The 21,519-nt window shown below is 44.3% G+C and carries 21 protein-coding genes, 2 tRNA genes and 1 pseudogene; 19 read left to right on the forward strand and 5 right to left on the reverse strand.

The window, feature by feature from the left end:
- Positions 1-324: 324 nt before the first annotated feature.
- Positions 325-891, reverse strand: coding sequence for a CGNR zinc finger domain-containing protein (locus M2444_RS28815; protein ID WP_094876313.1), 567 nt, complete (start codon positions 889-891; stop codon positions 325-327).
- A gap of 167 nt (positions 892-1,058) precedes the next feature.
- On the opposite strand from M2444_RS28815, the gene M2444_RS28820 reads away from it, so the two are divergent.
- Positions 1,059-1,553, forward strand: coding sequence for a DinB family protein (locus tag M2444_RS28820; protein ID WP_094876312.1), 495 nt, complete (start codon positions 1,059-1,061; stop codon positions 1,551-1,553).
- Between the two features lie 322 nt (positions 1,554-1,875).
- On the forward strand, positions 1,876-2,046 hold the full coding sequence (locus M2444_RS28825; RefSeq protein ID WP_156113060.1) for a hypothetical protein: 171 nt from the start codon (positions 1,876-1,878) through the stop codon (positions 2,044-2,046).
- A 75-nt stretch (positions 2,047-2,121) separates the two neighbouring features.
- On the opposite strand, the gene cmpA is transcribed toward M2444_RS28825, so the two are convergent.
- Together cmpA and M2444_RS28835 are read right to left on the reverse strand one after the other, a co-directional pair.
- Positions 2,122-2,259 (reverse strand): cortex morphogenetic protein CmpA, encoded by a 138-nt coding sequence (gene cmpA / locus M2444_RS28830; protein WP_094874036.1) that lies wholly within the window; start codon positions 2,257-2,259, stop codon positions 2,122-2,124.
- A 65-nt stretch (positions 2,260-2,324) separates the two neighbouring features.
- Positions 2,325-2,687, reverse strand: a complete 363-nt coding sequence (locus M2444_RS28835; protein ID WP_094874035.1) for a hydrolase/acyltransferase — start codon at positions 2,685-2,687, stop codon at positions 2,325-2,327.
- 120 nt (positions 2,688-2,807) lie between these two features.
- On the opposite strand from M2444_RS28835, the gene M2444_RS28840 reads away from it, so the two are divergent.
- Complete coding sequence (locus M2444_RS28840; RefSeq protein ID WP_081382729.1) at positions 2,808-3,278, forward strand: SprT family protein; 471 nt, start codon at positions 2,808-2,810, stop codon at positions 3,276-3,278.
- Between the two features lie 13 nt (positions 3,279-3,291).
- Here M2444_RS28840 and M2444_RS28845 read toward each other — a convergent pair whose 3' ends face one another.
- Positions 3,292-3,930: a pentapeptide repeat-containing protein gene (locus M2444_RS28845; RefSeq protein ID WP_280788710.1), complete on the reverse strand. Its 639-nt coding sequence runs from the start codon at positions 3,928-3,930 to the stop codon at positions 3,292-3,294.
- A 204-nt stretch (positions 3,931-4,134) separates the two neighbouring features.
- Here M2444_RS28845 and M2444_RS28850 point away from each other — a divergent pair, with 204 nt between their 5' ends.
- The gene (locus M2444_RS28850; RefSeq protein ID WP_280788711.1) at positions 4,135-10,956 is read left to right on the forward strand and encodes an S-layer homology domain-containing protein; all 6,822 of its coding nucleotides are present in this window, start codon (positions 4,135-4,137) and stop codon (positions 10,954-10,956) included.
- A 208-nt stretch (positions 10,957-11,164) separates the two neighbouring features.
- Here the strand turns inward: M2444_RS28850 and M2444_RS28855 are convergent, their stop codons facing one another.
- Entirely contained in the window at positions 11,165-11,596 is a 432-nt protein-coding gene (locus M2444_RS28855) for an Lrp/AsnC family transcriptional regulator (RefSeq protein ID WP_280788712.1), read from the reverse strand.
- Between the two features lie 126 nt (positions 11,597-11,722).
- Between M2444_RS28855 and M2444_RS28860 the strand changes: the two genes are divergently transcribed.
- From M2444_RS28860 to phnM, 15 genes and pseudogenes are all read left to right on the forward strand, one after another.
- Positions 11,723-12,475 (forward strand): MBL fold metallo-hydrolase, encoded by a 753-nt coding sequence (locus M2444_RS28860; protein WP_280788767.1) that lies wholly within the window; start codon positions 11,723-11,725, stop codon positions 12,473-12,475.
- 151 nt (positions 12,476-12,626) lie between these two features.
- A tRNA-Asn gene (locus M2444_RS28865) sits at positions 12,627-12,702 on the forward strand.
- 7 nt (positions 12,703-12,709) lie between these two features.
- Positions 12,710-12,798 (forward strand) — tRNA-Ser (locus M2444_RS28870).
- A gap of 242 nt (positions 12,799-13,040) precedes the next feature.
- Positions 13,041-13,442 carry a CDI toxin immunity protein gene (locus M2444_RS28875; protein ID WP_280788713.1) on the forward strand — a complete coding sequence of 134 codons (402 nt, stop codon included), beginning with the start codon at positions 13,041-13,043 and terminating at the stop codon, positions 13,440-13,442.
- 185 nt (positions 13,443-13,627) lie between these two features.
- Positions 13,628-13,819, forward strand: coding sequence for a hypothetical protein (locus M2444_RS28880; protein WP_280788714.1), 192 nt, complete (start codon positions 13,628-13,630; stop codon positions 13,817-13,819).
- A 52-nt stretch (positions 13,820-13,871) separates the two neighbouring features.
- Positions 13,872-14,006 (forward strand): annotated as a pseudogene (locus M2444_RS28885) (GNAT family N-acetyltransferase); the annotation flags it as partial.
- 52 nt (positions 14,007-14,058) lie between these two features.
- The gene (locus tag M2444_RS28890) at positions 14,059-14,664 is read left to right on the forward strand and encodes a class I SAM-dependent methyltransferase (protein WP_280788715.1); all 606 of its coding nucleotides are present in this window, start codon (positions 14,059-14,061) and stop codon (positions 14,662-14,664) included.
- A 173-nt stretch (positions 14,665-14,837) separates the two neighbouring features.
- Positions 14,838-15,698, forward strand: coding sequence for a PHP domain-containing protein (locus M2444_RS28895; protein WP_280788716.1), 861 nt, complete (start codon positions 14,838-14,840; stop codon positions 15,696-15,698).
- Positions 15,699-15,703: 5 nt separating this feature from the next.
- Positions 15,704-16,405 carry a GntR family transcriptional regulator gene (locus M2444_RS28900; protein WP_280788717.1) on the forward strand — a complete coding sequence of 234 codons (702 nt, stop codon included), beginning with the start codon at positions 15,704-15,706 and terminating at the stop codon, positions 16,403-16,405.
- A 19-nt stretch (positions 16,406-16,424) separates the two neighbouring features.
- Positions 16,425-16,856, forward strand: a complete 432-nt coding sequence (gene phnG / locus M2444_RS28905) for a phosphonate C-P lyase system protein PhnG (protein ID WP_280788718.1) — start codon at positions 16,425-16,427, stop codon at positions 16,854-16,856.
- A 20-nt stretch (positions 16,857-16,876) separates the two neighbouring features.
- Positions 16,877-17,467, forward strand: coding sequence for a phosphonate C-P lyase system protein PhnH (phnH, locus tag M2444_RS28910; protein WP_280788719.1), 591 nt, complete (start codon positions 16,877-16,879; stop codon positions 17,465-17,467).
- Positions 17,468-17,471: 4 nt separating this feature from the next.
- On the forward strand, positions 17,472-18,581 hold the full coding sequence (locus M2444_RS28915; RefSeq protein ID WP_094874584.1) for a carbon-phosphorus lyase complex subunit PhnI: 1,110 nt from the start codon (positions 17,472-17,474) through the stop codon (positions 18,579-18,581).
- A gap of 3 nt (positions 18,582-18,584) precedes the next feature.
- On the forward strand, positions 18,585-19,454 hold the full coding sequence (locus M2444_RS28920) for an alpha-D-ribose 1-methylphosphonate 5-phosphate C-P-lyase PhnJ (RefSeq protein ID WP_280788720.1): 870 nt from the start codon (positions 18,585-18,587) through the stop codon (positions 19,452-19,454).
- A complete protein-coding gene (locus M2444_RS28925; protein ID WP_094874582.1) occupies positions 19,451-20,305 on the forward strand; it encodes an ATP-binding cassette domain-containing protein in 855 nt (284 codons plus the stop codon). Before M2444_RS28920 ends, M2444_RS28925 begins: the two co-directional genes overlap by 4 nt.
- A 25-nt stretch (positions 20,306-20,330) precedes the next feature.
- Entirely contained in the window at positions 20,331-21,512 is a 1,182-nt protein-coding gene (gene phnM / locus M2444_RS28930) for a phosphonate metabolism protein PhnM (RefSeq protein WP_280788721.1), read from the forward strand.
- Positions 21,513-21,519: the final 7 nt, after the last annotated feature.

Raw genomic sequence — 21,519 nt, forward strand, 5'->3', positions numbered from 1 at the left:
GGGCGGGTTTCCCCGCCCCAAAGAACATCCACACCCACTAACAGATACCCGAGAAGCTACTTTCTGTTCTCTTACACAAACTTCTTGACGCTACCGTTCTGGGCCTAATCTCAGGTTTTTAAGTGTATAGAATACAGTTAAAGTCACCATAAGTCCATATACAAACGGAATAAGTGTATGAAATACAGCTATTCCACAGATAAATAATCGGAGAAGCGTTGCCTGAATGTTTTAGTAATAGGGATCGTTTAATTGCTAGAAAATGCTGCTAGAGGACAACAGCTCAGCTAGGTCATATATCGGACCCCTCATCAAAGCGACTTTTTATTCCCCCTCAGACTCAGCCTTCTTTCGCGCTCGGAACCGTCTTACCTTCATGAGATTGCCGCAGGCCTTGTCATCGCAGTAACGCTTAGAACGGTTACGTGTATCATCGTAATACACCCAAAGGCAATCAGGATTATCGCAGATGCGGAATCGAGAGGGCTCTTTTTCAAGCAATGCCTCCGCAAAAGACGCCGCTATCTCCGCCATTACCTGCTCCCAGCCGCTATATAGTGGTAATAATGAAATCTCCGCTTGATCGTCGCTATACCATACAATTCGTCGCGTAACAGGACCCTTGTCCATATAGACATTGAGCTGCTTCACCATTTCTCCATCCATCGACGATTTTCCTTGTACAATAGCCTGTACCCATCCCCATAGTAGGGAACGAAGCGCTTTGAGCTTCTTCAGTTCTATAGTATTTGGCATTTCTGTTTCTAGTAGAGTATACTTCTTCAACTGTTCTGCTAGCCACTCCGGATCTTCGAGCTTATCCTGATCGTTATTTTTATTCCCTGTTCGCCAATCCCGCCAGTAACTGTTAATGAAATCCTCCCACAACACGTTCGGTTCATCCTTTCCGCACAACGCTCTATAACATTAATTGTAACAGTTAAAAATAAGATTAGCTAGTTACTTGAAAGGATGGTGGAATTATGCTACATTTCTTTTGTAACCACTATATGTTGGTTTAAGTAGTTACATAATTCAGCTTGTATTAGGAGGTTAACATGCAAAATAAAATCAGTGAGGTTTTGCTGCAAAATTGGGATTATTGCATGGATGTCGAGGATTGGGCTCCGCCGTTAAGTGATGCTTTGGAAGGTGTGGACAGCAATCAAGCGCTTTGGAAGCCAGAGGGGAGTACAATCAATTCCATCTGGGAGACGGTCAACCATCTAACATATTATAAGGTACGGTTGCTGCGAAAGTTAAAAGGGTTGCCCAAACAACCTGATGCTGAAAGCAACGATGATACCTTCACTGTAACAACGGAAGGGGAAGAAGCATGGGCGAAGACCGTTGCAGAGCTGAAGGACATGCATGCTGCTCTTAGAGAAATCATTGAGGCATTGGAAGAAGGCGCATATGATTGGGGTGGATCGGGTCATGCCCCAGGGGAAGAGGTAATGAGTCTTATCCTGCATGATTCATACCACACTGGACAAATTATTATGCTTCGTAAACTGCAAGGTTCCTGGGTTTCCAACCGTAGTTTTAATTAGAACCTCTACAATGAAAATATAAGCCACACTCCTCTATACTGGTTTACCTGGTGTAGCGGTTGTGTGGCTTTTCTTGATGTTAACCTTTGGGGATGCTGTGATATGGAATCGGTGAGCAGCCCATTATTTTTTGAACAATCTAGAGAAGTAATGGGAGTCCTGCATCCCTATAGCACAAGGCGATGTGCTTGAAAGCGTAAAAGAAATAGAGCAGTTTCATGATGCCGGATAATAACTGGTTCGATTTGGAATTTTGTTTCAACTCTGAAAGCCCCGGGTTAATGGAGACTATCTACCAGCCTATATTCGAAAGGAGAGATTGATGATGGAACCGGGCTATAAAGATAGAAGCGTTGAAGTGGAGCATACAGAGGTGCAAAGGAAATCGGATTCCAGTGTTGTCGCATCTACCTTTATTAAATATGCAGCTTATATTATTATTTTTTTCGGAGCACTTTTCTTCTTGGTCAGATATGTATTCCCTATGTTCTAATTGGGAACACAACGAATCCTATACAAAAATCCATCCCCTGTAAGAAGCGGGATGGATTTTTGAATGTAACGAATCCTATAAATTTCTCTGGATGGAATCCGGTGATTCCGCAGAATTACGATAAAAGAACCAGCACTCGTTCAGCAGCTTGATCTGACGGCGGTCTTTTTTGTAATAGGCTTTCATCAGTTGATGGCAGAGCCACTGTGGCAAGGGTATCACTCCTCTAACTGCTTACGTAAGTTAGCATATGGAGAAATGAGCCTAAAGGTGACGATTTACAGAATGCTTTCTGCTTCCTCTTCATACCACTGCTCTAATTGAGCTTGCAGCGCCCGAATCTCGGTCAGCAGGGAAATGAGCGGATAGTTCTTCTGCTCCTGAACAGAGGCAAAGGCCTGTTCCAATCTATTGATATAATCCAGGCCAGACTCCAGGGAGTAGTCCTCACGCAGCAGATCCAGGGAATCGCATTCAGCAATGGCTAAGGGCAGATCCGGTACATTATCGGCTGTCAGCTTGTCGATTTCTTTGTTTAGACGTAAATTGAGCGCACTTAGCTGGTACGCATATTCCTCGGGCATTTCCACGAATTGCAATTGTTGATGTTGTTGCAAAATTACATACCGCATTTTCGGCATTGGTCATTCTCCCTCCGTACTTGTCTTCCTTCTTGACAGTTTAGCCTATGCACAAGTTACAATTCAAGTAGAGATCTTAATTCCCGTGGAAAGGACTTGTGATAGAACGCTATGGAAACGATGAGCAACGAAGAGCTGCAGCTGTGGATTGAGCAGGTATCACGGGACAGCTTTGGCGTACCCTTTAGGCACAAGGCAAGCTTTAACAGCCGATTATCTTCAACAGGTGGTCGATATTTTACCAAGAGCCATAATATAGAGATTAATCCCCATCAGCTTGCTATGTTCGGTAGAGAAGAGACGGAGAAAATTATAAAACACGAGCTTTGCCATTATCATCTGCATTTGGCGAAGCGAGGGTATATGCATCGTGACACGGATTTCAAAAGACTGCTGGCACAAGTCGGCGGGAGTCGCTATTGTCAGACATTGCCGGGTGCCAAAGCACGGAAGTCACTGCCTTATCGGTACAAGCTGATCTGTACAGCGTGTGCCATGGAGTATCCGCGTAAGCGAAAAGTAGACCCAAAGCGCTACCGATGCGGCAAATGTTCGGGTAAGCTGAAGCTGCTGGCACTGGAAGTCCAGTAAGCAGGCAAGGGTGTTATTTTATAACCAAACCCATCAATCCTACAAAGGAAACAGCTTGCTGAGGCGAAATGATGCATCCCTCTAAATCTTGTATATCCACGATCAAGCCACTGAACTCGCAGTCACTAAGATCGATCCCGTTAAGCTTTGATCCTGACATTGTGGCTTGATCAATATTACATTCGCTGAAGCTGACCTTCTGAAAATTCGATTGGTAGTAATCAGAGCTCATCAATGAACTATTCTCAAAAGCAACTTGTTTCAGATTAGCCAATCGAAAGGTTGCGAAATCCCCGATACAATCTACCACGCGAACATTCTGGAATCTGCCTTTTGTAAAGTCCGTACCGATGAGCTTACAGTTTCTAAACTCTGTTCGATGAATAATCGCATTCGTAAAATCCACATTGGATAGATCGCATCGCTCAAAAATCACATCCATCAGCTCAATACCCGTTAAGGAGGACTCGATAATCGTTACATTTTTAAAAATTACCTGATCAAAGCTGACCTTATTAGCCTCTTGATTATCAATAACTGTATCGCTTATGCTGCAACGACTGAATTCATCTTTAGTTTGTAGTGAGTATATTTGCTCAGGGAGTAGAGCTTCTGGATCGGTTATTTTAGGTGAATCCATTTTGAATTTCATATGTACCTCCATTTAATGAATGCTTGTTTCTAATTAAATTAACTATCATAGGGTTTAGCAGATTTGTCAATTTTCATATGCGCTAAGGTCTTGCGGGAGATACGTACAAATACACCTTTTTCTGGATAAAATCACACATCGTTTTGTAAGCGTTGTCAAACTAAGATGGAAGGGAAGTCCATATTAGGAAGAGGGGGCACATTTATGAAACGATTCAGGTCCGCGATGGCGGGTCTGCTCGCGATGCTGCTGATTTTCTCAAGCTTGCCTGTGAGGGGAATCGGTAGCGGTTCCGTAGGAGCAGAAGGGGCCAACGGAACAGGCGCAGGGCTAATTCCATCAGGGACGGTACTCATCAAGAATAAGTGGAAAAATAACTTTTTATATGAAACGTCTGACGGAATCGTGCGTTATGGCATGACCAATCCAGCGGACACATCATCGCATTGGACAGTGGAGACGGTGAATGGTCTGTCACGCATTAAGAATGTGAAGACCGGTCACTACATTACACTGGCTGGTAATAACGGCAAAGAGGATACGCTTAAGGCGGCAGATCTCCAAGGAGCGGGAAGTGTTAAGGATGAGTGGTTGATCGATACTTCCAATAGAAATGGATACATGATCATCCGAAGCGCGAGCGTGCCTGAGAGTAAGCTGGTGATCCACGAGGAGAATCAGCTTGGTTATGCGCAAGTAAGCTCGGATATCAATATTACGTTTGAGAGTCCACAGTGGGCTTTTATCGACCCTAATGCAGGAACAGTGCCTGTACGGTTGGAAAGCCGGATGCGTCCCGGTCAGGTGATGTATGAGGAAAAAGGAAATGTACTTTACGGCAAACAGCCTTTAAAGAATGAGGCAGCCCAGTGGTTTCTTGAGCCGGGAACGGACGATGGAACACTGATGATTCGAAACCGTGAGACGGGCCATTATATTAAGCAAAATGAAGTGACTTGGGCAGGTGTTTTTTCGCAAGAAATCGATGCGGAGAACGTAAAGCTAAGTGAATGGGTGAAAGAAGATGCACCAGGCGAGGATGGAGCGGGTTTCATTACCTTAAGTAATAAAGGATTAACCGACGGAGCTACACCTTTATGGCTGAATCCTCAGTTTGATGAAGACAATAACGTGCGCTCTAACAGTTGGCCGGGTGAAGCAACCAGTCATAATGCTCAGTGGAAAATCGTACCTATTTCCGAGTTGCAGCCTATACGCTTGGCCACTTATACAGATGCACAAGTAGCTACAGATTTCTTGTATGAATCCGCAAATGGCGCGCTTAAGCACGGATTAATTGCTCCAGATCCTGCTGATTCATCCGATTATCTATGGTATATAGAGGATTATGACGGCAATAAACGTATCCGTAATGCAGCTACTAATCATTATCTTTCATATAGTGATGGCACAGCCAAGGCTGAGCAGATCAGTGGAAGCCAACCATCGGATCAATGGAATTTTAAAGATTCTGATGATTATGATGATTATCTGACACTAGAAAATGTAGAGAGCAAAGGCATCTATCTATCTACCTTGGGTGGAGACAGTGCTGGAGCAATCGGGGATGCGTCTTCATTGAGCGCCCAGTGGCAGCTTCTAGATCCTAATACACCAACGGATGGCACCATTCCATTTTATCGTATTCAGAATGGCTGGAAGTCTTTTTATTGGTATGAGTCTGCTGACGGCCTCTTGAAATATGGAAATATACAGAAGGATGGCTCAGATCAATGGCTGATTGAGAAATATAATGGCCGTAAGTTATTCAAGAACAAGAAAACAGGCCACTACATTAACACGATGAATATGCCAGATGGCCATATCCAGGTCACTGAGCTTCCAGACAGGAATAATGTGGAACGAGAATATATCTGGACAGGCAAAAATATTGGCGACAACACATACGTAATCAGCAGTGTTCTCGACAAGGAACCTAATAAATTCCCTGAAAAGTTTATCTCCCTCCAGAATCTTACGAAATACGCTGAGTATGGTGTGATCAATCCAGGCTGGGGCAGCCCACAGTGGCGATTTGTTACCGTTACTGAGAAAAAGCCGGACTTGTTCCGCTTCAAGCTAGACGCTGTAAATGGTGAGGATCAATATCTTAAGGATGGTCCTTTGTTGACTTCTCCAGATGTACTAGAGAAATTGCTAGCATCTAAGACTGTCACCGAAGCTGTCTATGATTCGCAGGCTACTGAAGTAGTGGTGCCGCAGGATAAGCCGGAATCTGTAACCGCTGATCCAAATCCTGTAGCTTTAACTCCTGCGAACGAGGATGTAACAGTAGGTCAGGCTACTTATGGTTCACTTGATATGAATGACGATACCTTTGTCTGGCAGCTGCAAGAAATAGCTGGCAGCAATGGATCTGTGAAGATTAAAAATAAAGGTACCGGACGTTATCTCTCCCTGGAGCATATAGGTGGGGCTGTAGATGAAATTGAGCCTAACGTAAGCGTTCAGACATTACAAACTGTATACGATGTATGGGCCAGCATTAAGTGGAAGGTGGATACGCAGGCATCCGGTGTGACTACCATTATGAGCTCGTGGGCGGGTCATTATATCTACGGTGCTCCGGGTGACAATGGCAATCCTATTCTACGAATCAGTAAAGCAGCAGATGCAGTGGATCGGAAAAGTGCACACTTTACCGCCGAAGCCGTTGAAGCGATTGCGCCACCGATCCCTGCTTACCCTGTAAGATTTAAGAATGCAAGCAGTGGGGAGTATTTATACGAGAATGAGCACGGCGTTGTTCTGTACGGACAGCCGTCAGCAGACAATGGATTCTCACATTGGAATATATCTTTGGAGGATGGTAAACAGACGATTATCAATCGAGCAACAGGACATTATTTAACATTGAATGGAGATTATTCATACTTGGAGAGCAGTATCGCGGAACCGGCTATAGACGGAGCATCTGCTTGGGAAGTAAGCTTGGCTTCCGATTATACGCACTACACTATTCGTAGTCTCTATGGAGAATACGACGATGAATTAATAAACATTGCGAATAAGACGGGATATGCAGAACGTGCGCTCCTACTAGAGAGTGACGGCTTAGCGCAATGGACACTTGAAGCGGCTCAGCAGGAGTTTACTACTCCGTCTGGAGAACTGCGCAATAACGATACAACAACTCCAGTTCAGAATGATACCAACATGATAACGATCGTGCCAAAAGGGCTGACTGGCAAAGTATTGGCTGAACAAGAAGGGGCACTCGTATATGCAGAAGCCTCCAACACGGCGGCTCACTCCCAATGGATCGTCCAAGATGTAAATGGACGTAAACGCATATTGAATGTTCAGACCAAACAATATCTTTCTTTAAATGAAGCAGACCAAGCCGTCTTGTTAGCTTCTGGGGAAACAGAACGTTCCCAGTGGACCCTGGAAGAGAAGTTAGGCTACAATCTCCTGAGAAGTGCGGATAAAACGGGCTTCCTTACTCATGACGCATCGGCTGTTCAACTGGGTTCTGCTGTGGGTACTGACAGCGTTCTTTGGAGCTTCTTGCCTATCCCTACAGATGCAATTTATGCAGGAGGAGAAGCATTCCAAGGCGATCATGTTATACGGTTTGCAGTCAATGCTCAGCAGGCTGGACAATATGATGCCGTTGTTCGTTACAAGAATAATTCCAGTAATGTAACGGATCTGCTGCTTGAGGTGAACGGCCTGAAGGAAGCGGCTAAAGTGAATGTGGTCAATACTTCCTCTTGGAAGACTGAACAGGTGAAACTGAAGCTGCGTGCAGGAATCAACACCGTTTCTCTAAGCAACGACAATATCGATTGGAATAAAGTAAACATTGATAGCCTGACAGTAAAAAATAGCGTGAACAAAGTTTACCGCGGGGCAACAGTTCCTTATATCAGCTATGAAGCTGAGGATGCAGTCACTAACGGAACTCTGATCGGTCCTTCGCGGAAATATCGCACGATGGCTTCCGAGGCTTCTGGACGACAAGCCGTCGCCTTGAAGAATACTGGGGACTATATAGAGTTCAAGCTTGCAGAAGCAGCAAATTCTATTGTTCTTCGCTATTCCATTCCGGATAGTCCGGATGGTGCTGGTGGGGAGGAAACGTTGACCCTATTTGTAGATGGAGTTAAGAAACAGCTGAATCTAACTTCAAAATACGCTTGGGAATATGGCAGCTACCCATGGTCAAATGATCCACGCCAAGGTAGTGGACATCGCTTCTTTGACGAAATCCATGCTCTGATTGGCGATGCTCCTGCTGGAGCGACTATTCGTTTAGAAAAGGGAACAGGAGACCATGCAGCTTCTTATGTCATCGATCTGGCGGATATGGAGCAGGTAGCTCCTGAGTTAACTCGTCCTGACGGCTTTATTTCGGTAACGGATTTTGGCGCGGTAGCGAATGATGAGGGTGATGATACCGCAGCCTTCAAGGCAGCCCTTGCGCAAGCGAATGCGACAGGAAAAGGGGTGTGGTTCCCAGCGGGTACCTTTAATGTTGGAGAGGGTCTGCTCGATCTGGATAAGGCTGAAATCCGAGGAGCCGGCATGTGGTATACCGTGCTGAATGGAGCCAAATTCTACGGTCACGGCGGCAAGATTGGCGTATACGATCTACTGATTGAAGGCGGCATTAATGTACGGGATGATGAGGCGTTCACGAACGCTTTCCATGGTGCTTTTGGTCAAGGCTCGGTCATTCAGAATGTATGGATTGAACATACCAAAGCAGGCTTGTGGTTAACACAACCGATTGGTGAGAAGGCTCGCACGAATGGTCTGTATATGGCAGGTCTTCGAATCCGCAATCTGATGGCGGACGGAATTAACTTTGCCGTAGGCACTGGCAACAGCATGATGGAACAAAGTGACATCCGCTATCCAGGGGATGATGGAATTGCGATGTGGTCGTTCACAGATGCCAAATTGAATGATATGAATGGTACGGAACGTACACTGAGTTATAACAATACGGCACGCTTTAATAACGTCTCATTACCGTGGTTGGCCGATAACATTGTGGTCTTCGGTGGTAAAGATAACAGAATTCAAGATAACGTGGTAAAAGACACTGTGACTAACGGAGCCGGGATCGCTGTATCTACCCGTTTCTCCGCAGAGCCGTTCCAAGGAACGACTATCGTTGAGCGGAATACATTGCTTCGCACAGGTAGTTATGATTCCGGTTATGGGGTGAATCTCGGTGCGTTATGGCTGTACGCTGGTGAGAGTGAACTGAAAGGAAAAGTGTTCATCCGTAACAATACGGCGCTCGACAGCACCTATTCTGGCCTGATTGCCCACGGTAATCTTGAGGGAGAAGCGCTCACGACGATTGATGGAGTTGTGCTGACGAATAATGTCTTAGACGGGGCAGGCACAAGTGGTATAGAAGTTACGAAAAATCTGAAAGGTAACCTGCTCGTCGACAACTTGATTATTCGTGGCGAACGGATGAATCTCCTGACTAATGCATCTCCTGAATTAAGCATTATAGAACAAAACCAAGGAATAGCCACAGCTGTTAAACCTTTCTCCATCAAGCTAGCAGATGGACAGAGCGGACCTGTAGTATTAGAGCAGGGTAAGTCTGCTACCCTTCAGGTACTGGACAAAGAAGGAACGGATATTACTACACAAGCTACCTTTAAGATTATGAACAGTGATATTGCTACATTTACAAACGGCAGTCTTAGTGGAACTAAAGTGGGAAGTACAGATTTCACGGTAACTTTTGGCAACGAGATGAGAATGTATACACTTGAGGTGGTAGGACCAAATGGTGGAACAGATCCGGTGGAACCAACAAGTACTCCTAGTCCTACAGACTCTACGGGGTCAGTAAATCCTGTTGCACCTGTTGCTACTCCAACGCCTACACCAGCTGCTAATTATGATGTGCAGCTAAAAGCTAAGGCGACTGATGGGCAGACGGTTATCGAGATTTCAGCTAACGGCGACGGTATAGCCCGCTTTAGTGCAGAAGCTTTACGCAATGCGGCAGCACTCAGCCCGAATGCGGTGCTTGTCATTGGAAGTGGCGATATGAGCTATCGCTTCCCATTGGGACTTGTAGAGAGTGTACTGAAAGCTGCACAGATGCCAGTGGGCACACTGGAGTTCCAACTAAGTCCGCTAAGTGGAAAAGGACTGGAACAACTGCTTGCCAAGGCTAAGCAACAAGGCTTTATGGTGCAAGGAACTCCGGCAAGTGTCACCTTAAAGGTCACAGATGGTAAAACCATTGTACTTGCAAATGGGTTCGGTACCACATATGTGGAACGTACATTTATCATTAAGGAGTCCATAGACGCTAAGAATGGAGTAGTCCTTATTTACGATGAACTGACGGGTTCCTTCCGTTATGTACCTGCATTGTTCGAGCTCGTAGGTGGGATGACCAAGGTTACTGTTAAGAGCAGTAGTGCGAGTGGTATATTCGTCGCTGCGCTGCACCCTGTGACCTTTGGAGATCTCTCTCCACACTGGGCGAAGAATGAGATCGAGATGCTTGCCAGTCGATTGATCTTGACCGGACAATCCACAGATATGTTTGCACCTCAGAAATCTGTCAGTCGTGCCGAGTTCGCAGCCATGCTGATTCGTTCACTAGGGCTAGTCGCTGCGAACACAACGAAGACTTTCAGCGATGTGTCCGATTTATCATGGTATGCAGCAGATGCCAGAGGCGCTGCAGCCTTAGGACTGGTTCAAGGCTATGAGGATGGAACCTTCCGTCCGAATGCTCCTATTACACGGGAGCAAATGGCTGTTATGGCAGCTAGAGCACTGAAGCTGTTGAATCTTGGAGGTGAAGAATCTGGAGCAAATGCGGCTACAAATGTTTTCACAGATGCTTCATCGATTTCTTCTTGGGCTAAAGAGGCGGTGGATGCCTTAACCGCAAAAGGAATCATGAAAGGCCAATCCGCAGACAGCTTTGCACCTGACAGTGATACTAGCCGTGCAGAGGCCGCTGTGATCTTAGCGAGATTACTTAAAACTGCTGGATTATTAAATTAGTTTTCGTTATAAAAGCTACAATATTCTACTAAAAGAGCAGCGATTCTCGAGTAATTGGAGAATCGCTGCTCTACGTTTTTTTGGACGAACATATTTGATGATTTTCAATGCCAATCGCGACTAGAGGGTCCGTAAGTATACCAAATATTCGATTATGCTGCTTATAAGGTCAACTGGGTCCGATAGCGACCTCATATACGATGTAGTTTTACTTCAGCTTTCCCATCGATAGATTAACTCTGTAATTTCCGAACTTCAGCAACTCGTCGAGAAAGAGATTCAAATCCTCTTGGCTTCCAGTACGGACACGTATCCAATAGCAGCCTTCTCCACTGACCCGATGCATTTCTTTTACACTGGCATGTTGTTGTGCGAATGTCTGAAAGGCTGGATGGACCATATTTGAATTCAAAAAAACAGTAATAAAGGCATGGATCGCTTCCCCAACCTTATCTGGATTCCAGCGGACGGTGTAGCCTTCAATCACTCCAGTATCCTGCATTTTGCGAATACGCGCGCCCACGGCTTGGCCAGTCATATGTACTTGCTGCCCAATGTCTCTGTGACTGATCGTGGAATCTTCAATTAGAAGCTGCAGGATGCGAAAATCCACATTATCTATAGAATAAGAACTCATCATTATCAAAAATCCTTTCTGCGTGAAAGTAGAACAGGCCAATCTCTTTCCAATCTCAATGTATTCTGTTTCAAGGTCCTTCTATAATGAATTGTAGCAGAAGAGATCTGAAAGAAAGAAGGGCTTATGATGAAAATACAGCATATTCGCAACGCAACTTTATGGCTGGAGTATGGGGGAAGTACATTTTTGATTGATCCTATGCTGAGTGAGGAGGGTGTTAATCCTCCCATTTTTAATACGGAAAATGATCGTCGCAATCCACTCGTTCCTTTGCCGGGAGCAGTAGAACAATGGTTGAGTCCTAATGCAATTCTTGTCGCGCATCTTCATCCAGATCATTGGGATGAAGATGCCATTTCTTTGTTGTCGCATAATCTGCCACTATTATGTCAGGAAGGAGATGGGGATAAATTATCGAAGCAGGGGTTTGAGCATACCACGGAAATTAGCGATTCTCTGACATTCAATGGAATAACTATAATACGTACTGATGGACGGCATGGCACTGGAGTGACTGGTAAACTTATGGGTAAGGTATCCGGGTTTGTGTTTCAGGCCGAAGGCGAACCTGTTCTATATGTGGCAGGTGATACGATTTGGTGTGATAAGGTAAAGATAGCATTGGATGCTTTTAATCCTGAGGTGACAATTGTTAATGCTGGTGGCGCACAGTTTTTAAGCGGATGTCATATTACAATGAATGAGCAGGATGTCGTAGATTTATGTGAATATGCTCCTTCTACTAAAGTGTTTGCAATACACATGAACGCCATCAATCATTGCCTTGTTACCCGGGATAAGCTAAAAGCTCACTTGGAGAAGGAGGAACTACAGGATCGAGTACAGCTTCCGGAAGATGGAGAATGGTGTTACGTATAAACAAAGGGGGAGTAATCCCCTCTTAAATCTACCTACAGGCAGAAATAATGTATGAATTTGAAAACGATCACAAAAATTATTTTACTTGCTTGACTAGACCTTGAAATCATGATAAATTAATTCATGTTCACTTCTAATTTACTTCTAATGTTCCCTGATAGCTCAGTTGGTAGAGCACTCGACTGTTAATCGAGTTGTCACAGGTTCGAGTCCTGTTCGGGGAGCCATTTTTATGGAGAGATACCCAAGTGGCTATAAGGGGACCCTCTGCTAAGGGGTTAGACTGCGTAAGCGGTGCGTGGGTTCGAATCCCACTCTCTCCGTTCTGAATTACATAAGAAGAGCTTCCATTTTGGGGGCTCTTTTTTGTTGTGTGAAATTATTTTGCGGTGGCTAAATACGAATTATCTGGAATGGAGGAAGTACCTGGGGCAGATCACTTTAAGTAGTGATTTGTCTTTTTTAATCTGAATTATCAATGATCATATTCTATATTTTGGAAGGTGAATAGAGTGAGAAAGGCGAATGTTTACTGAAGTACACGCAAATAGAAGACATTCGAGAAATGGCATTTGAGTATCAAATGCATCATTGGCATCCAGAGACTATTATATTTAGTTCAGAGAAATCCAAGGAAATATATAAAGGCTTTAGTACAGAGTATAAAATCACATTTTATGGTCGAATTGAATGGTCAAATTATGATTTTATAGAACTAACGGCAGAAATAATAGAAAACATCAAAACATATATTGATTGCTCAAACGAAATGTATGTATTGTGGAGTCATAGCGAAGATCCAGTCATACAAAACACATTAGAATCAGCATTAAAGAATTTAAATGATGTAATTGCTGTCTCACCAGATGTATGGCTTTATCGACCCAATGAATTTGTAATTGAGATCTTTCATGATGGAGTTATAAGAGGACATAAAAAATATTCGCCTCAACCTCCCAGTGCATAACATTCACGCTTCGGGCTATTCAGTTCTAGGTCGGTCAGAAGGAAAGTCGAAGAAGGTACGACAGGCAGACAGCCTTTCGAGTTTGGGTATACGGACCCTCGTTGGGTGCCTTCAGCTTCTTAAATTCATACCTGCGGAAACCACCTGTTGTAGTAAGGGGAAAAACATTTGAAGGAGGGTAATTAATGGATAATGTATTATTGATAATATTTGGAATTATTTTGTTAGTATTTATTTTTTCTGTTTTTATATTAATAATTCGAAGTGCAATCGATGGATCAAATACGGCAAAGAAGATGGATGTTTTAATTGATGAAATTAGAATGCTTAGAATAGAAATTAAGAACAACAAACATATAATTGATAAGAAGGTTTAAGGTGTTTCTTTGGTGTTTCTTTGAAGCGAAAACTTCCGATAAGATTGCTTTTATCAATTTAGATACATTCAGTTTTCAAGCGCCCGAATTTTATAAGAAATATGGATATAAAGTAATTGCAACGATCGAAGATGCTCCACTTGGGAGTAAGCACTTTTACTACAAGAAGGATCTTAACCCTGAGTAAGATCAGTTAATGAAAGTATTATCAGCATCAATATTCAAAGGAGCAGAAAGACATGGAGCTTTTTAAGCAAATACCCTTGTACAGATTTTTGGCATTATGTAATGAAAGTGGCATGAAAAAGACTATATTAGATTGTGGGGCAGGAGGGGATACTCCTCCACTAAGTTTGTTTGTGAATTATGGATACGCTACATATGGAATAGAGATGAATGGCGAACAACTCAAAAGAGCGAATCAGTTCGCAGCAGAAAGAGGACAGACATTAAACATACAACAAGGAGATATGAGAGAGTTGGCAATAAACGATGAGTCAATAAGTTTTGTATATTCTTATAACTCTATTTTTCATATGAGAAAAACAGATGTAAAAGAAGCGATAAATGAAATGAAACGGGTGCTAAAACCAGGGGGATTATTATTTGTTAATTTTCTTACCCTTAAAGATTTTCGAGTGGGTGATGGCGTTGATTTAGGAGAACATCAGTATGAACAAATGGAAGATGATGAATTAGTAATACACTCTTATTATGATTATCATGAGGCAGATTCTATGTTTGATGATATGCAATTAATATATAAGGAAGATCGAGTGCTGGAAAGAAAGTTCGAAGGTGAATGGATACGCCAAGGATTTATTGATTACATATATAAAAAATAGCAGGTTGGTAATAAATGAAGAGTAGAGCAAGTCCAGGGTGGTATCATCCTGGGCTTGCTCTTTTTTTATGTCTAAATGATTACAAATCTTAACGTCCCGCTTACACTGCCATGACCCTTGCTACTTGGCATCAAGTTAGAATGGGCTCAAGAAGTAAATTGAAGGAGGAAGCTATGAAAGTTGAGCTGCACTGTCACACGAGAATGTCGGATGGTTCACTTCATTTTGCAGAGCTGCTGGAGCTTGCTGTTCAAGAGGGAATTGGACATCTGGCTGTTACCAACCATGATACAACACAGGGACTAGCTGAGATGGACGAGATGTGCAGAGCACATGGTATCGAATTTATCCCAGGTATTGAAATATCAGGCTATGATGCTGAACGTCAACGTCGAGTTCATATTCTTGGCTATTTTATTGAACAGGATCACGAAGCTATTGATGTTCTATGTAGACCTTTACTTTTACGGCGTCATGAAGGCTGTCGTTTGGCAACTGAGCGGTTAATCGAAGCAGGGTATAACATCTGCTGGGAGGATGTGCTGAGCTATGCCGCGGGTGGAACGGGAGTGTATAAGCAGCATATTATGCATGCGCTGATTGATCAAGGATATACGGACCGGATTTATGGCGACTTATATAAAAAGCTTTTCTCACGAGGGCAGCGAGGGGAGCAGCCTGGCATTGCCTATATTCCAACAGAATATGTCGATGCGAGAGATGCAGTTGGAACCATTATTCAGGCAGGTGGTGTTCCTGTACTAGCGCATCCGGGTCAATACCAGAGCTTTGAAGCTGTAGATGAGCTTGTGCAGGCTGGTTTACAAGGGATTGAGGTATGGCATCCACTGCATGGAGAGGAAGATGAGCTTCAGGCACAGGCACTGGCATTGAAATATAACCTGATCATGACCGGAGGGACAGATTTTCATGGCTTCTATGGTGAAAATCCTATCACACTTGGCAGTAAAAGTCCTGACGCTGCAGTTGTGATTGCACTGAAGGAACGCAAGTCATTACTGCTGTGGGGGTGATCAGAATGTCTGAAGAAATGGATATTGTTGATTATTTGGTAGCTTCTATTCAATCAGGCGAGTATGTGTCTGGCGATAAATTGCCATCTGAGCATGAACTTGCAGAACAGTTCAAGGTTCCACGTATGACTGCTCGGAAAGCGTACGAACGATTGCAGGAGCTGGGGCTTATTTATTCCATGCAGGGGAAGGGAAGTTTTGTTCGGGATAGAAAACTGCGCATTCCCCTCGCTCTCTCAGGTGGCAAAAGCTTCAGTAAGAAGATGATCGAGCTCGGATTCAATTATGAATCCATGAACATATTCTGTGAACCTGTGGAGTCGAATCATAAGATCGAAGCAACACTTGGCATTGGTGATGGAGATCGTGTATTCAAAATAGGGCGATTGCGCAAGATCGATGGTTGCCCCGTCGCGCTTCATATCTCTTATGTGGCGGAATCGCTATTTCCGAACATTGAACATGTAGGTCGGGAGATATCTTCCATGTTCGAATTTTATGAACGACATGGATATACAGATTTCCAATTATCAGAATGCATATTAAGTATCACATATCCGATCAAGTATGAACGTGAGCTTCTAGCCTGCTCTAGCTTGATTCCCTTGCTAGTCCTGAATTCAGAGTGCAGGGATAAGGAAACGGGCCGGATGATTGAATGCAGCAGAATTATGTATCGCGGAGATATGTTCACGTATGAGCTGTAGCAAAGAAGGAGGTACGTAAATGAACCGTAGACAACGAACTGAAACATTAATTAATAGCTCATCTAATCTAGCAACTGTTCTGGCTGATGAGATCAAAGGCCGTTACGACATTGACCTAATGGAGGAACCTAATCATGGTCTAGTAATGGTAAAGGTCAGAGAAACAGCTAAGAAAAGCCTGTTTTATTTGGGTGAGGTGCTAGTTACGGAGTGTAAGGTCCAGATTGCCGGGAAAATGGGTGTAGGACTTATTAAGGGTGACGAGCCTGAAAAATCGTATGACCTTGCTATAATTGACGCGGCTTATGCGGCTGAATTAGTGGAGACCGCGGCATGGTCTGCCAAGCTATATATGGAACATGCCCTTCTTGAACAAGCCTATCTAGCAGAACACGCTAAAGTAATGCGAACGAAAGTAGATTTTGAGACGATGGACACCGACTCAGAATGAGATCCGAAGGGAGAACATATATGATGCTCGATATGGTTCATGATATTCAATCAGTATACCGCAAATTAGTTCACAGCATGTCAAGACCAGGTACGATCACAAATCTCTCGGAAGAGGCTGAGAAGCTGGATAATCAAGGCGTGTTTCCCAGTACTCAATTGATCGCTCGCACCCTGCTAGATACAGAAGTTACCTTCAGCATTGTTTCTTCGCGAGCAGCAGAGATAACTAGCTTATTTAGCCAAATGACCTATGCAAAGGAAGCGGCCATTGAAGCGGCAGATTATATTTTTGTGCTGGAGGATGCTGTTTCTGGTGCCTGGCTTGAAACGATACAAGCGGCGAAAGTCGGTGAGTTGATTGATCCTCATGCGGCAGCCACGATCATTTTTGAAGTAGAGGATTTATTCGGTGGTACAACATTGCGTCTATCAGGTCCTGGAATCCTGACTACAGCTTCCATAGCTATGAATATGAGAGAAGATTGGGTTGAACTTCGTGCTGATCGTAACAGTGAGTTTCCGTTAGGTGTAGATCTTCTGTTTACAGATGTAGACCATAGAGTTCTTGCCTTACCAAGAACGACACAGGTCGTGAAAGAGGAGGTATAGCCATATGGGTTACGTAGCAGTGAAAGGTGGTACGGAGGCCATTGAACAATCGTTACTACGACTGCAGTATGAGCGATTACGTAGTGGCAAGGTACTAAAGGTTGAAGCCATAAAAGCAGGCATGCGTGGTCTTGTTGACCAAGTGATGTCGGAGAGTAGCTTATATAGCGAGGAGCTTGCAGCGCTTGCCATTAAGCAAGCGGAAGGTAGCCCGGAGGAAGCTGTTTTCCTACTGCGAGCCTATCGCTCGACCTTGCCTCGTAAGCATTATTCAAAAGATGTAAGTTCAGATGAGATGCGTGTCGAAAGACGAATTTCGGCTTCGTTTAAGGATATCCCTGGCGGGCAGATTTTAGGCGCATCTACAGATTACTCTCATCGCTTATTGGATTTTGACCTGATGGATGAGACGGAGATAACGGTTGAACATTGGCTCCAGGAATTCAACCAAGATCAGGTGATTGGCGACGAGCAGGAAATCACTTCACAAGTCGGTTCTGTCCCGAAAGTGCTGGATTACCTGCGCCAAGAAGGTCTGATTGCTGACTGTCCCACCGACTTCAGTGAACCAGACGATGTTACCCGAACGAGCTTAACATTTCCTGCAAGCCGCAGTGAGAAGCTCCAAATCTTGACCCGTGGGCAGACAGGGGCTCTTACGTCACTCGCTTATGCTGTCATTCGAGGCTATGGTATGGTGCATCCCACCGTCGGAGAGCTCCGCGTTGGGTTGCTTCCGGTATACATCGATAGCCCGCTGTATCCTTCAGATAATGAGGGTGATAGTTATTTTATCGGGGATATCAAGGTGACAGAAGTGGAGATGCTTGTTCCTGCCATGGTCGAACGGGAAAACGGGAAGAAGGAATTAAACTTAGAGTTCGGCTATGGATTGTGTTATGGACAGAATGAAACGAAAGCGATCGCGATGAGCATCTTGGACAAAAGTCTTGAGCAAGGTGATAAAACCATACCAACGCAGAACGAGGAATTCGTTCTATTTCATATCGATTCTGTAGAATCAACCGGCTTTATCTCGCATTTGAAAATGCCGCACTATGTTACATTCCAGGCAAAGCTGAACGATGTGCGCAAGACGCGTAGGGAGGGATAGGCCATGCGAATCCAATATAACTTTGCATTTCTTGATGAAGGGTCAAAGCGCGAAATTCGTAGAGCGACATTAAAAGCCATAGCGATTCCTGGATACCAGGTGCCGTTTGCTTCGCGGGAGCTGCCTGTCGGTCGGGGTTGGGGAACGGGAGGATTGCAGCTCACACTGTCGTTAATTGGAAAAAACGATGTTCTGAAGGTTATTGACCAAGGCTCGGATGAATCTGTGAATGCCGTTAGTATCAAGAAGCTGATCGACCGAACGACAGGAGTCCCATCCGTAGAGGATACAGAAGCAGCTACACTCATTCAATCTCGCCATCGTATTCCAGAGATTCCCCTCAAATCAAATCAAATTCTGGTGCTTCAGGTTCCGATGCCGGAGCCGCTGCGGATGTATGAATCCAGTGAGCTAAAGACGAAGCGTCTGCATGGGGAGAATGACTACAGCGGTGCTTGGTTAATGTTGTTCGAGCAAATTATGAAGTACCGGTCCGTTTCTACAGGTGCAGATCATCCCGTTAGCGTGCAAGATCGTTATGTCATGGCACCAAGTCCCATTCCTAAATTCGATAATTCGAAGCTGCATTATTCGCATGCACTGATCCTGCTTGGAGCAGGTCGTGAGAAGAAGATTTATGCAGTCCCACCCTATACAAAGGTGGTTTCGATGGCTTTTGACGATGTTCCGTTTGAGCCTGAGACGTTCAATGGGCATAGCTGCAAAATATGCGGAGCCGAGGATACATTCATGGATGAGCTGTATGACCAGGAAGCGGACGAAACCTACTATCAATGCAATGATACGAGCTACTGCCTAGATCGCTTGAATCAGCAGGCTGAGAACAAAGTGTTAAAAGAGGTGATCTCATGATTGCTCAGCGTCAGCAAGATAAACCTATCATGACCGTGAAGCATCTCAATAAGCAATTTGGCCCAGGCTGTAAGCAGTGCAGTCAACCGGAGCATCGTCAATTGGAAAAAAACTTCTGCCGCACTTGTGGCACGGTGTATGGCTGTCAGGATATTTCCTTCGATTTATACCCTGGAGAAGTGTTAGGGATTGTAGGGGAGAGTGGAAGTGGAAAGTCGACATTGATGCGTTGTTTATACTTCGATGAAGAGGTTACATCAGGCGAAGGGCAGATTCAACAATATAAGGAGGGGCTGCGAAATATTTTCATGGAGTCCTCTCAGCAGAAGAAATTTATACGTAATCATCTGATGGGAAAAGTCTATCAGAATCCCGTACTAGGGCTTCGGATGAAGTTCTCGTCTATCGGCAATATTGCCGAGAAGATGATTGCAGCGGGCAATCGCAACGTTGCGATGATGGAGAATCGTGGTGGCGAGCTGCTGGAACGTGTTCATATTCCCCTTGCAAGGATGAAGGAAGCACCCAAGAATTTCTCCGGAGGTATGCAGCAGCGGGTACAAATCGCCAAGGCACTATCCAATAATCCTCCCATTCTGCTGTTAGATGAAGTAACAACGGGACTGGATTTATCTGTCCAAGCGAATGTGCTGGACTTGATAAAGCATCTGCAGCGTGAACTGAAGATCAGCATACTTCTCGTATCGCATGATCTTGGTGTTATCCGTATGCTAGCAGATCGAACGATGGTGATGTTAGATGGCAGAATCGTGGAACAAGGCTTAACGGATCAAATACTTGAAGATCCGCAGCACGCCTATACGCAACAGCTTGTCCATTCATTATTATAGAGATTTCTCAGGAGGAGGTCATCTGATGTTATTAATAACAAACGGAACAATTATTACGGATGAAGCCCTACTAGTTGATTATGATTTGCTCATCCATGAAGATCGGATTGCTCAGATTATCCCTCGCGGAGAGGTGACACCAGATGTGGATATGGAAGTTGTCGATGCAAACGGAGGTTATATAACACCTGGCATGATCGACATTCATTCCGATTATATCGAACATATGACAGCACCTAGACCTACTTCACTGATAGATTTCCAGATTGGGCTACGGGAGACAGAAAAAGAACTCATCGGCCATGGGATTACGACAATGTACCATTCCATGTCGATATTTAAATCTGCCGATTACAAATATCGCCCAATTCGAGAGCCGGAAAATGTACGCAAGCTGATTGATTTAATTGATAGCACACATACCCGTAAGCACTTGGTTCGTCATCGGTTCCATGCTCGTTTTGAGATTGATAATATCGACCAAGTTGATAATTTGAAAAGCTACATTGAAGAAGAAAAAGTGCATCTTGTTTCCTTCATGGATCATACTCCTGGTCAAGGTCAATATCGTGATCTGGAAGTGTACAAGACAACGGTTCTTGGCTACGATACGTTATCGGATGATCGGATTGCGGTACTGATCGAGAATCATCAGACGAAGGAGAAAATGACTGTTGATGTGATTCGGGAAATTGCAGAGCTCGCAAGTGCGAGAAACATAGCAATCGCCTCGCATGATGATGATTCACTGGAAAAGTTAGATCTTGTGAAGAGCTTCGGGACGGCGATCAGTGAGTTTCCCATCACGTTGGAGATTGCTCGCAAGGCTAAAGAAATGGGGTTATTCACGGTAGCAGGTGCGCCGAACGTCATCCTTGGCGGCTCACATACCGGTAATTTATCTGCAACGGAAGCCGTGCTGGATGGTTGCATCGATATTCTATGTAGTGACTATTATCCAGCTTCTATGCTCCATGCTGTGTTCCAACTCGCAGGCTCTTTTCCACTGGATTTAGTAGAGATGTTTAAGCTAGTAACTTTGCATCCAGCTCAAGCGGTGAATATCGCAGAGGATTACGGCTCCATAACGGTAGGCAAAAAGGCCGATTTACTGATTATCGAACGACTGGAGCCAGATCACTTCCCAGTAGTTACAGGTGTAATTGTAGATGGCAGGCTGATTCAGAAAACGAATTACAGAATTTAATCCAAGG

The sequence above is a fragment of the Paenibacillus sp. PastF-3 genome, assembly GCF_029893135.1.
Lineage (GTDB): Bacteria > Bacillota > Bacilli > Paenibacillales > Paenibacillaceae > Paenibacillus_AQ > Paenibacillus_AQ nitricinens.